General features: G+C 52.5%; 17 protein-coding genes. 3 read left to right on the forward strand and 14 right to left on the reverse strand.

Features of this window, described 5'->3' with window-relative positions; translation table 11 throughout:
• Nucleotide 1: 1 nt before the first annotated feature.
• The 12 genes from AC0LWE_RS06500 to AC0LWE_RS06555 all read right to left on the reverse strand — a co-directional run bounded on the left by AC0LWE_RS06500 (nt 2) and on the right by AC0LWE_RS06555 (nt 7,128).
• On the reverse strand, nt 2–370 hold the full coding sequence (locus AC0LWE_RS06500) for a hypothetical protein (protein WP_234593786.1): 369 nt from the start codon (nt 368–370) through the stop codon (nt 2–4).
• Nucleotides 370–711, reverse strand: a complete 342-nt coding sequence (locus AC0LWE_RS06505; protein ID WP_234593787.1) for a M15 family metallopeptidase — start codon at nt 709–711, stop codon at nt 370–372. Before AC0LWE_RS06505 ends, AC0LWE_RS06500 begins: the two co-directional genes overlap by 1 nt.
• Entirely contained in the window at nt 708–1,001 is a 294-nt protein-coding gene (locus tag AC0LWE_RS06510; protein WP_123428364.1) for a phage holin family protein, read from the reverse strand. Before AC0LWE_RS06510 ends, AC0LWE_RS06505 begins: the two co-directional genes overlap by 4 nt.
• Nucleotides 1,002–1,010: 9 nt before the next feature.
• Complete coding sequence (locus AC0LWE_RS06515) at nt 1,011–1,466, reverse strand: phage protein (RefSeq protein WP_107703029.1); 456 nt, start codon at nt 1,464–1,466, stop codon at nt 1,011–1,013.
• Nucleotides 1,463–2,590 (reverse strand): DUF2586 domain-containing protein, encoded by a 1,128-nt coding sequence (locus tag AC0LWE_RS06520; RefSeq protein ID WP_234593788.1) that lies wholly within the window; start codon nt 2,588–2,590, stop codon nt 1,463–1,465. Before AC0LWE_RS06520 ends, AC0LWE_RS06515 begins: the two co-directional genes overlap by 4 nt.
• Nucleotides 2,587–3,294 carry a hypothetical protein gene (locus tag AC0LWE_RS06525; RefSeq protein WP_234593789.1) on the reverse strand — a complete coding sequence of 236 codons (708 nt, stop codon included), beginning with the start codon at nt 3,292–3,294 and terminating at the stop codon, nt 2,587–2,589. Before AC0LWE_RS06525 ends, AC0LWE_RS06520 begins: the two co-directional genes overlap by 4 nt.
• Nucleotides 3,291–3,797, reverse strand: coding sequence for a phage tail protein (locus AC0LWE_RS06530; protein WP_234593791.1), 507 nt, complete (start codon nt 3,795–3,797; stop codon nt 3,291–3,293). Before AC0LWE_RS06530 ends, AC0LWE_RS06525 begins: the two co-directional genes overlap by 4 nt.
• The gene (locus AC0LWE_RS06535) at nt 3,794–4,246 is read right to left on the reverse strand and encodes a head completion/stabilization protein (RefSeq protein WP_184957381.1); all 453 of its coding nucleotides are present in this window, start codon (nt 4,244–4,246) and stop codon (nt 3,794–3,796) included. The genes AC0LWE_RS06530 and AC0LWE_RS06535 overlap by 4 nt, the downstream gene beginning before the upstream one ends.
• Nucleotides 4,247–4,344: 98 nt before the next feature.
• A complete protein-coding gene (locus tag AC0LWE_RS06540; RefSeq protein WP_234593594.1) occupies nt 4,345–4,542 on the reverse strand; it encodes a hypothetical protein in 198 nt (65 codons plus the stop codon).
• Nucleotides 4,520–5,248 (reverse strand): phage terminase small subunit, encoded by a 729-nt coding sequence (gene gpM / locus AC0LWE_RS06545; RefSeq protein ID WP_234593593.1) that lies wholly within the window; start codon nt 5,246–5,248, stop codon nt 4,520–4,522. Before gpM ends, AC0LWE_RS06540 begins: the two co-directional genes overlap by 23 nt.
• A gap of 3 nt (nt 5,249–5,251) precedes the next feature.
• Nucleotides 5,252–6,274, reverse strand: coding sequence for a phage major capsid protein, P2 family (locus AC0LWE_RS06550; RefSeq protein ID WP_234593591.1), 1,023 nt, complete (start codon nt 6,272–6,274; stop codon nt 5,252–5,254).
• A 59-nt stretch (nt 6,275–6,333) separates the two neighbouring features.
• Entirely contained in the window at nt 6,334–7,128 is a 795-nt protein-coding gene (locus AC0LWE_RS06555; RefSeq protein WP_234593590.1) for a GPO family capsid scaffolding protein, read from the reverse strand.
• 171 nt (nt 7,129–7,299) lie between these two features.
• Between AC0LWE_RS06555 and AC0LWE_RS06560 the strand changes: the two genes are divergently transcribed.
• The 3 genes from AC0LWE_RS06560 to AC0LWE_RS06570 are packed head-to-tail and all read left to right on the forward strand — an operon-like array spanning nt 7,300 to nt 10,444.
• Nucleotides 7,300–9,075 (forward strand): terminase large subunit domain-containing protein, encoded by a 1,776-nt coding sequence (locus AC0LWE_RS06560; protein ID WP_234593589.1) that lies wholly within the window; start codon nt 7,300–7,302, stop codon nt 9,073–9,075.
• Nucleotides 9,072–10,124: a phage portal protein gene (locus AC0LWE_RS06565; protein ID WP_234593588.1), complete on the forward strand. Its 1,053-nt coding sequence runs from the start codon at nt 9,072–9,074 to the stop codon at nt 10,122–10,124. Before AC0LWE_RS06560 ends, AC0LWE_RS06565 begins: the two co-directional genes overlap by 4 nt.
• Complete coding sequence (locus AC0LWE_RS06570; protein ID WP_234593586.1) at nt 10,121–10,444, forward strand: Ogr/Delta-like zinc finger protein; 324 nt, start codon at nt 10,121–10,123, stop codon at nt 10,442–10,444. Before AC0LWE_RS06565 ends, AC0LWE_RS06570 begins: the two co-directional genes overlap by 4 nt.
• Here the strand turns inward: AC0LWE_RS06570 and AC0LWE_RS06575 are convergent.
• Entirely contained in the window at nt 10,441–11,115 is a 675-nt protein-coding gene (locus AC0LWE_RS06575; protein ID WP_234593585.1) for a hypothetical protein, read from the reverse strand. The two genes, AC0LWE_RS06570 and AC0LWE_RS06575, sit on opposite strands and share 4 nt — an antisense overlap.
• Before the next feature lie 108 nt (nt 11,116–11,223).
• Nucleotides 11,224–11,442: a hypothetical protein gene (locus tag AC0LWE_RS06580; protein ID WP_234593584.1), complete on the reverse strand. Its 219-nt coding sequence runs from the start codon at nt 11,440–11,442 to the stop codon at nt 11,224–11,226.
• Nucleotides 11,443–11,458: the final 16 nt, after the last annotated feature.

An 11,458-nucleotide genomic window follows, 5' to 3' on the forward strand; every position in this document is an offset into this window, starting at 1 on the left:
TTTAATGCGCGGAAGATTTTCCGTTGGGCATTTTCGCTTCAGGTTTTCCTGATAAGGTACGTTCGGTATTTTCGACGGTTGCGTTGAACATGCTGATAAAGTCAGCAGACACGCAAACGTTAGTGAATACCGGCTTAATAATTTCCGTCCTGATTTCTTTGGGTCTGCCACTTTCCAGCGCCTCCAGTTTCTCTTCCAGCCCCCTGGCGGACTCGCTGGCAACCTCCTGCATGGTTTTGCGTGACCTCTCCCCTGCAACCTGCGCGGCGGAGTTGATCGCCAGCTCCAGACTGTCACGCCGCCAGTCAGCGGTCAGCCAGCCCCAGACAAACGCCAGCGCAACCACAGCAAGCCACTGGCCGTTTGTCATCAGCGCACCCCGTTATGTTCCAGGCTGAAGTGATTTCCGTCCGGACGGGATGTAAAGCGCCCGCCCCATGTACCGCCCAGCGATTCCCAGTATTCACCCAGTGGCAGATAATCATCCGTGCGGGTCTTGTACTCCCCGTTAACAAACAGATTGAAATCCACGCCCAGGCGTTGCGTGTGGAGGCTGTTCGTAATGCCGCTGCCCTTTTTGGCATTCAGCGCTGCCTGTTCCGGCGTGCGGTACGCTTCGCCAAAGGTCAGGCGGTAGCCGTGCTCCTCAGCCCAGTGGATCAGATTGGCCACCATAACGGTAAATAACTGCTGTTTTTCACTTAGTGTCACGATTTGTCACCCCCCTTTGTTTTTCCCGCTGCACGCCTTCGCAGCCACACTTCCACTGCCTGATAACCCGCAATCCCCAGACCTGCACCCAGCCCCTGAATGGCCAGCGGACTGGCCTCCGGGATTTGAATCAACGCAGCCCCTGCAATCACTGAAACAAAACTGCCCAGAATGACGCGGCTGATAAACAGCCGTGGGGTAATGGGATCGTTACTGGCCAGCACTTTGGCAATGGCTATTAACGCGCCCATCAGTAAGAGCGAATAAAGGCTCTTTTCATGCTCCTGCATCCCTGCCCCTTACCCGATCAGATTTTCCGTGGCTTCCGCTTCCAGATACGGAACACCGTTGATGTTGACGAACTTCGGACTGGTCACGAAATATTTGATTTTGTGCGTCGATACGCCGCCACCCTTCGGATCGATATCCAGTAGATTGCTCAGTTGTAGCTTGCAGCCGAACGTTTCCACCTTGACCTCTTCACTGCCCGCTTTGGCGTAGAAGAGGAAATCCACAGGCTCAATACCACGCCACGAACCCGCCGAACGTGCTTTGGCTGTCAGCACGCCCAGCACTTTGGAACTGACTTCAATTTCACCCTCAGCGGACACATCACCATCAACATGGCCATCCGGCACACCCCGCGTCTGCGCAGCGGCGCTGTTGTCCGTAATATCGAGCGAAATTTTTTCGATGTGGATCAGATCGCCGTCAACGTAAGAATCAAACGACATACCCGAAATACGCTTACTCATGCGGTGGCCTCCAGGCTGGCATCAAGTAACAGGCTGATCGTGATTTGCAGCGGCACTTCCCACGTACGCACCACAATGTAAATTTCCACGGCCTTTTTGTTCTTCCAGACAATGGTCACATCGCCATCCTGCGGCGGCTTCACTTCCCCAGGGAATGACACGCCGTTAATGCTGGCCGCCGTGGACATTTCGCGCAGCGGACGTGCAAACAGCGTCTGATGAGCGGCAATGCTGCCCGGCGTGCTGTTCAGCGAACGATCTGCGATTTTGCCAATGGCCAGCAGACGGACACGGCGGGCGGCTTTGTCAGCCACGCGCAGCGTTTCAATGGACTGATAATCACCGCCTTCCACATCCAGCGTGCGACCATCAGACCAGTAAAAACCGTCATAATCCGGATACCACATCGGTACACTGAAACGTTGCATTTCCAGCGCCTGAAGCGTGGCCAGCTCCAGCACCTCCCCTGTGCCATCCAGCGGCAGTTCATCACTGCCCAGGCTAATCAGCGCCCCGGTTTTCACCCGCGCCGGACTGTCCGCCACAGTCACAGCACGACTACACAGCCGCCCGGCCAGCACGCCCGGATCATTGCCCCAAAGTCGGGGAACCAGCTGCACCGCTTTTTCCGCAATGCCTTCCTGAAGCGTGGACAGACGAGTGAGATAGTCAGCCTGCGCCTCTTCATCCTGCATTCCCTGTGTGGCCAGGATGAACCACACCCAGCGGCCATATTTGGCAATCAGCTCTGCACGTAACGTGACAGCCAGATTAATGTCCGCTTTTGTTGAAATATCATCACTCAGCATCACGCCTTCAACAGAGCACGACACCTGCGCCGCTTTGACGGCTTTCGCCCACGCACCCGGCTCGCTGTCAGCAGCCAGCACATGAACAAATCCCCACCAGTTCTGGCCCGCGTTCGCCATTGCCGCCAGCACATCACTTTTTAGCTGGCTGTCATCTTCACCCAGCAGCGCATCAAAATCGCTCTGGGTATTGATGGCCAGTGTCTTTCCTGTGTTTTTGGTTCCCGTTCCGATATACAGCACCGAGCGTTCCACCTCATTGGTTTCGCCCAGCAGCTGGTTTACCTGATTCACGGTCACATTTGGCCAGGTCATGTTCTCCCCCTGATATCCTGCGCATTTACATCCCAGCCAAAGCCAATGGCCTGAAGCTGGCGTGCCAGCGCCTTGTTAAAGTCCTCATCACCCATTCCCAGAAATGCACGGGAGGGGAGATCGATAGTCCAGCTTGTTTTCACGGCCTTCCCGCTCAACTTGCGGATCAGTAAACCTGCCTGTCCGTAGGCCATTTCACTGGTAATTTCCCGGATAGTGGGCTTTTTCCAGCGCTTGCCCCGGCGCACCCGGTAGCCCAACGCACGCAGTTTTTTTCCCTGTGCGGCGGTGGCCATCTTCCCTGGCTGCGCTTTTCCTGGCTTGCTGGCGCGACTGACACGCACCCGCATCCCTGTTTGCTGTGAGTACCCCACCGTGCCAGCAGGGACAGGGGTTTCTCCGTTCCGGTAGCCGCCACCCTGCAAATAGATCCGCACGGCCTGAATCTCCGGCATTTCCCGCACATGCAGCAGTTTTGGCATGTTGCGCAGCATCTTCCCTTTGCGCTTCGTTTTACGCCCTGCCCAGGCTGCGCCGTCCGGCTCTTCCTGATTACGCACGTTGCGTTTGGCGGCGGCGATCACGCCATATTTCGCCATTCGCCACAGCAGCCGCTGGCGCTTTTTGGGCGGTAGCTCCATGCTGGCCAGCGCTTTCTTCAGCTCCGCCAGCTGGCGTTTATTAAGCTCGCCTCCGGCAATCACGGCACGTCACCCACAGGCGCACCCGATTCATCCACGCCGTAAATGGTAGCGGTCAGCGCCGTCCAGATTTCTGGCTCAACCAGTGACCAGCGCTTGCCCTGCCACGGAATAAGGCCGTTTTCGTCCTCCTGGATCACCAGTTCATCAGCCATCGGAACTGTCAAAACAATGTCGGCGGTTTCTTCATCCGCCACTGACACATCCCACTGCGGATCGGTTTCCGTGATACCGATATCGTCAAGCAGCTGCCTGTCAGCATCATCCAGCCAGGCGAGCATCAAAGACATCAGCAGCTGCGGCGGATAGAGGCGATAAGGGAAACGCTCCCAGGTCAGTACCGCGTCATAACGAATAACCGCCTGGCGATACTGTCCCAGCCCGAAATCCTTCGCCGCCTCAATACATGCCATTTCATCTGTAACGCTGGAAAAGGAACGCATCGCGCGTGCGGGTACGTTGTCGGTAAAAAACGCCGTCAAATTTTCAAGCTGCGTCTGGCTCATACTTTTTTCACCGTTGCCCTTTTCAGTCCCTTCATGCGGCGGATAACCACAGAGGCTTCAGTCAGCAAACCCGCACGGCTTTCCGTGCTTTCCTGCCCTGGGTGAGAATCACGCCGCCCCACTGTGGCAAACTCCCCCATCAAATCGGCTTTTGCCCTGGCAAAAACCGCTTTGATATACTGCGCACACAGAGCATTTAGCTCCCCCATTCGCGCCCCTGGCGCGTCCGCTGCGCTCAGAACCCCCTTCGCCTTCCAGCTGGCTTCCACCTTTTCCAGCTCCGCATTGACTTCCGCCACTGCCGCCAGCACTGCCTGGGCTACCGTGTCCGCGTCAACGTCTGCCGGGATAGCCCGCTGCGCCTGAAAATCTTTCAGATTCAAATCTGGCCAGAATCCTTCGTTTTTCAGCGGCGCATCCTGGTAATCAAGCGGCTTTCCACTAAACATGGCATCCCCGAATAAATAGGCGGGCTGTCCGGTTTCCACGGCGCAGCGTCACATCGTGTTGCTGCCCTCCACCGCGCCCGCCTGGCCTGCGGTAGTCTTTAAGGCTGAACGGGTGTCAGCTCGTCTTCATCAAACCAGGAATCCACGGCGCGGCCATCGGCGGCCAGATAGTGGATCAGGTACTGATTGCGGCAGTTGGTGTATTCAGCACGGGCTTTAACATGCCCCGCTTCACCGCTGATCGTGACTTTCACCAGCTGCCCCAGCGCGTGTTTAAACTTGATTACTGTTGCCATCTTTCAATTCCTTTTCGAGGCGTCGGATACGTGCGGCAATGGTCTGCCGCTGTGTCTTGACGCTGATTTTTAAATAATGTTTTTCAGCAGTGGCCAGCAGTTCATCGGCTTTTTTCAGCGTGTCGATATCGTCAACGCTCGCCGCTGTTTTCTGCCCGTCATCGCCGCGCAGTAGCTGCAACCCGGCGAACTTGAACCACTTCGCCGTCACCTGCTCATGCAGCCGCCATTTGGTGATCACATTCTCAAACGTGCGGGAGAAATACGGCTCAATGCTTTCCCCGCGCCCCGCAGACTCCTCCGCCCAGGCCAGCATCGTATCGGCCACGAACGTTGGGAAATTGCTGCGCAGTCGCTCTGGCGTGGCCTGTTGCTGCTCAATAGCGATATCAGCCCAGTCCAGCGCCTTATCGAGATCGCCCACATCAAACAGCCAGATCACGCACCAGGCCAGAACCGGATTCGCATACACCTGGCCGCTGGCCAGATACGCTTCCACAGTCGGAACCCATTTCGGCAGCAGCACATTGCGCTTATGCTCAACGCGATCAGCAATCAGCGGGAGGCTACGCAGCTGTTCCACATCCGTTTCCAGCGCCTTAATCAGCAGGTGCATGCTTTCCGTGGTTCCAACGGCCAGGCTTTGCTTCAGTTTTTGTTCCATAGCAATGCGCTGGCTGTGACGTTGCGCGGGAGAAAGTGACATTGATTAGCCCTCCCCAGGCTCTGCGACTTTACCGATGGTCACAGCATCTTCATCAATCGCCGCATAGAGTTCCGGCACTTCTACCGCATAGCCTTCGTTACGCAGATAGCTGTTCTCAAACTGCTTGCGATCATCTTCAAAGCGGGCTTTACGCTGGCGCGTATTGCGCTGGGTGTAGATGTGAAGGTTAGAAAGCGGTGTTACCACCATGCGTTTGCCCGGCATGAATGGCGGGATAATCGCCTGACGGCCAGCAATGGTGTTACCCAGCATCTGCGCCGCAATCTTTTCAGTCGGGCGGTCAGCAGCCTGGAAAAGGCGGTACTGTTCAGCGGCCACCAGGTCAGCACCAACCAGCACCACCAGACGCGGGTCATTGCGGAACTGCGCCGGGATTTTGGCGTTAATCAGATCAGAGGCCATCGCATCTAGGGACTTGTAATCCCCCGCCTCATCCAGCACAACCGGATCGGTCATAATCTGGTTGCCATCCATCAGGGTTTTCATGCGTTCATGCCAGCCAATGTTCACATCTTCGCCGTTTGGGTTAGCATCTGGATCAGTGGTTTTGGCGCGGGATTTACCGTTAAAGCCAACACGCAGCATATCCATCGCAAACGCCTGGGTACTGAAGGTCTGCACCAGGTTATAAAACTCGTTTTCTTCCTTCCCGGCGTTCGCCCAGACGGACAGCAGATCCCAGCGCAGCGCCGCGCAGCTGTCTGTTTCAACCAGTGAATAGTCATTGCCGTCAACACCAACCTGACGAACAAAACGGCCTTTCTCACTGCGCCCGGTATGAAGCGCGGATGCGCCGACAGAAATGACCTGGCCACTCAACTGGTCAACATCCAGCGCAGTAATCCAGTTCAGGAACTCTACGGACTCCAGCAACGCCAGACGTAATGCATTTTCCTGCGGGTCATTCAGGGCAAAATATCGGCCTGGGTTTTGCGTGCCAAACTGCTGCGACATCCCCGCCGAATATTTATCCAGTAATTCCCGCGCACGGTTATTCAGTAACATAAGACTCCCTCGCAATTTCGCGATAATTAATTTTTTCGTGCTTATTCGCGACGCGTTAATTACAGATATTTAAACTGGCCGGATTTTTCCTGAACCTGACGCTGTTTCCGTTGACCACCTTTATTTCCCAGTTCGTTAAATCGGGAAACAATTTCTTTGGCGTTATCACGAATTGCGGCAAACTCTTCCGTGTCGACAACTTCAGTAATAGTGTCAACATCGTCCTGCACAGAATTAAGCTGGGTTTCAATAGTACCCACACGCGCTTCCAGATCGTTCAGTGCGCTGGCCAGCGCCTGCAATTTATCATCCGCTGGCGGTTCATCCTGCGGGTTTTCATCTTCGAACTTCGGTTTAATACCAAACAATTTCTGCCAGTTTTTCATCTTCCCTTCCTGCGTAATTTTACCGTTACGGGAAATTACACAACTGTAATATCCCTGTTTATTCAATTTGCGGCGACTAAAGCGCAGCCGTGTTGTTCCTACACTTGCGGGCTGATCAGTCACGGCCAGACCCTTGAGATAAGTGCGCTCACCTCCGCGCCAGTTCAGTTCCGGCTCAACGGAGAAATAAAGCAACTGGCCTTCATCATTGGCATAGATCAGACGCTTATTCGGGCAGAGGCTGACAAACAGCCGCGCCAGCCCGTCATCACCGTCCTGCCACATCGCTTCAAGCACTTCGCCAAAGTTCCCGGCGTAACGTTCATGTTCTGGCCAGAGTAGTGCGGCGTAATGTATTGCGTCATAGGTTTCCCCCATGTCGATAATCCATTGCCGTTCCAGAATTCGTCCGTCAACCGTATCTCCTTCAGTCGCAACACACAGCCATCCAGTTTTTAAATGCGACACATATTCCCTCCTCCGTCCATTTACTGTTTTCTCGCTGTGGACTGGATTATTGCTAATTAACACCATCACTGCATCACGCTTTATTCTGTTCAGTTCGGTTATAAGCCATTGCCGAACTAACACGAATTAACCCCGCCGTTTTTTTATGAGCGGCACGGCATAATTAAATCTATGGCTAAATACTCAGAAGAATTAAAAGGCGTTGTCCGCGCGCTTTACCTGCGGCGCTATACGCCGAAAGAAATTGCATCAGAATTAAATCTGCCGAATGCGCGGATCGTTTACTACTGGGCTGAAAAAAACAAATGGGCTGACTTACTCAGTTTTGAAAGTACAGAGGAAGCGATTGAACGCCGTTACCAGCTGTTAGCCGGGCGCGATAATAAAAGCGACCTGGATTTAAAAGAAATGGATTTGTTGATTGCACACGCCACAAAACTGCGTGCGCAAAGTAATAAACATAAAGAGAAGCTGGCCTCCAGCCAGGGGGAACGGCAAGGAGCTGCGCGAGGGGATAACGAGGATGAACCCCGCAGCAAACGCAAGTATAAGAAAAACGATATCTCGTCACTGACTCAGGAAGATTTTGACACCTGGGCTGACGAACATCTTTTTGAATATCAGAAACACCTGCGCTGCAACATCGGTCAGCTGGTCAGGAACATCCTGAAAAGCCGCCAGATCGGTGCAACCTGGTACTTTGCCTTTGAGGCGTTCGAGAACGCCGTCATGACGGGCGATCCGCAAATCTTCCTGTCAGCGTCCAAAGCACAGGCGGAAGTATTCCGGTCTTATATCGTCAATATTGCAGAGCAGTATTTCGGTATCGTGCTGACCGGGAACCCGATCCGCTTAAGCAACGGCGCAGAGCTGCGTTTCCTCTCCACCAACAAAAACACTGCCCAGTCATACAGTGGCCATCTCTACTGTGACGAATATTTCTGGGTTCCCAACTTCGCCAGACTGAACGAAGTGGCCAGTGCGATGGCTACACATGACAAGTGGCGCACCACGTACTTTTCCACGCCATCAGCCAAGACGCATCAGGCGTACCCGTTCTGGACGGGTGAAGAGTGGAAACAGGGCAGTAAGAAACGCACGGCCATTAAATTTCCACTGTTTGATGAAATGCGGGACGGCGGGCGACTCTGCCCGGATGGCCAGTGGCGCTATGTCATCACGATGGAGGATGCCATTGCGGGCGGCTTCAATCTGGCCAACATTGAGAAGCTGCGAAACCGCTATAACACGGCCACATTCAACATGCTCTATATGTGCGTGTTCGTGGACAGTAAAGATTCCGTGTTCAGCTTTTCCGACCTGGAAGCGTGCGGCGTGGAGGTGGACACCTGGCAGGATCACAACCCGGACGCTAAACGGCCATTTGGTGACAGGCCAGTATGGGGCGGATTCGACCCGGCACGCAGCGGCGATTTGTCGTGCTTTGTGATTGTCGCCCCGCCGATGTTCGCCGTGGAGAAATTCCGCGTGCTGAAGGTGATTTACTGGAAAGGCATGAACTTCCGTTATCAGGCAAAGCAGATCAAACAGCTGTTCGACCAGTACAACTTCACTTATCTGGGTGTGGACGTAACCGGGATCGGCCAGGGGGTATTTGACAATATCCAGCACTTTGCCATGAAGGTTGTTGTCCCGATTCGCTACGACATGAACACCAAAAATCAGCTGGTACTGAAAGCCGCGGACGTGGTGGAAAGCCAGCGTATCGAATGGGACAAAAATCTGAAGGAAATCCCCGCCAGCTTTATGTCTGTGCGGCGCACCACTACGCAAAGCGGTAACGCCATGACCTTTATTGCAGACCGCAGCCAGGACACTGGCCACGCAGAGGCATTCTGGGCAATTACCCATGCCCTGCATAACGAACCACTTAACTACGAAAACAAACCAAAATCCCGCTGGGGTGTAAGGAAACAGGCAGCATGAGCAAAAAGAAACGCTTTGTGAAACGCGAGCAGCGCAGCGACCAATCCAAAAAAATGAGCATTATCAGCTTTGGTAAACCAGAACCGGTACTGACAACCGGAACCGATTACCGGGAAATCTGGTACGACAACGCCGCCGATCACTTTACCCAGCCGATTGACCGTCTGGCACTGGCGCAGCTTATCAACCTGAATGGCCAGCACGGCGGCATTATCCATGCCCGTAAGAACATGGTGACGTCCGATTATCTGGGCGGCGGCCTGACGTATGACGAACTGGAGGCAACGGTATTTGATTACCTGACTTTCGGGGATATTGCTGTGGCCAAAATCCGTAACGGCTGGGGGGATGTGATCGGGCTTCAGCCGTTGCCGGGGTTATACCTTCGCCGCCGAAAAGAGCGGGAAAATGCAGAGACAGTACCGGGTGACTACGTGGTTTTACAGGAAGGTGAACCGCTGGCCTTCCCGCCTGAAGATATCATTTTTATCAAAATGTATGACCCACAGCAGCACATCTATGGTCTGCCTGATTATATCGGCGGCGTACACTCCGCGCTGCTGAACAGCGAGGCGGTTATTTTCCGCCGTCGCTATTACCACAACGGCGCTCACACGGGCGGGATTCTTTACACCCGCGACCCCAGCATGACGGATGAAATGGAAGAAGAGATTGAACAGCAGCTGCGTGACAGCAAAGGGATCGGCAACTTCTCCACCATCCTGGTAAACATTCCGGGCGGGGACGGTGACGCTATCAAGTTTATTGAGATGGGGGATATTTCGGCCAAAGATGAATTTGCCAGCGTGAAGAACATCAGCGCCCAGGACATTCTGAACGCGCACCGCTTTCCTGCCGGGCTGGCGGGTATCGTTCCGCAGAACACTGCCGGGCTGGGCGACCCGGAGAAGGTTGAACGCACCTACAAAAAGAATGAAGTTCTGCCGATTCAGCGCCGTCTGGCGATGGCCATCAAATCCGATCCGGAAGTCCCGGCACATCTGCATTTGAATTTTGCTGTTGAAACAACAGAGAAGGGTGCAGCATGAGGCAAAAAAGGCTAAAATCCAGGCATTATTTAACAGCCGGAGAGCGGAATATGAGAGTCCTGAAGATTGAATGCCCGGAGTGCGGCTCAAAGGCTGTGATTCGTAAAACGAACCGAAAACACCGCCAGATTGCGGATATTTACTGCGCCTGTGCAGATGTTGAGTGTGGGCACACCTTTGTTATGAATTTGACGTTTTCCCACACTCTTAGCCCCAGCGCTAAAACGGGTGATGCTTTGGTGCAAACCTTGCTTAAAACCCTTTCGCCAGTACAAAGGCAGTTGGCGCTAGATTTATTAAAGATTGCTCCCGCTGTTTAATGTCTCGCCAGTGATGTTTTTTTGGCATTCAATATTACATCACTGGCCTTAACATTATTCTCAATTAGTTTCTCTGCGGCTATTATTTTTGCAGCCTTAGCCAATGTAAAATAGCCTATAAAACCAAGCTCAAAAACATAGATAACCACTCCAATAACAAACTTAGCCAACGGTAATGACTCGAGAGGCTTTAATATCACAGGATTAAATAAATATGCATATGAAGGGATTAAAGGAATAGAAATAAAAGCCAAAAAGTAAACCCCAAGACATAGTACCTTCAATAGGTTTCGGTATACTGAGTAAGAATATTTCTTCTTCTTCCAACTAAAGAGGGTTAGCCCTTTCTCCTCTAGATGAACATATTGAGAACATCGTTTATACGAAACCATAGCCTTAATTGGATCAACAACAGCAAGTAATCTTTTTCTCTGCAAAGGAGTTAAGTTTACATTACCTGTAAAAGCAGCGACACCAAACTCGTACCCAATACTTTCCAAATCTGGATTGTTAGTTTTCTGATACAATTCATATGCAAATTTACTTTTGTTTGAAAAATTATTAAAAATCCTGTTGGATTCAAAATCCATCCACTTTCGATAACCGATAACAAATAATATCGTAGCAAAAACAAAAGAAATTATTGTAATAACCGATTGTACATCTTCCATTGTATTTTCCGTTAAGCACGCTAAAAGTTTTCGTACACAAATTATCGTATGTAAATTTCTAGCTCAATAGCTAAGATCGGGACGGGGAGCTAAGACTCCCCAGGTCTGTCACAAGCGAGAACGACAATCTGTTTGTATTAAACGCCGACATTCTGCCAATTGAGCACTTGAAAGACGATTTAGTTTCGTTGACAAATCTGACGACAGTTCATCAAGCCACGCGATCGCCACATCTTTTTCATCATCGCTACATTCGCTTTTTGCCACTAACTTAGCAAACAAAGCAATACGCTGAAGTGCAATAGTCTCAATTAGTAAATCCTGCACAGCATCCTCCCACGCA

The organism is Lelliottia sp. RD5, assembly GCF_056032945.1.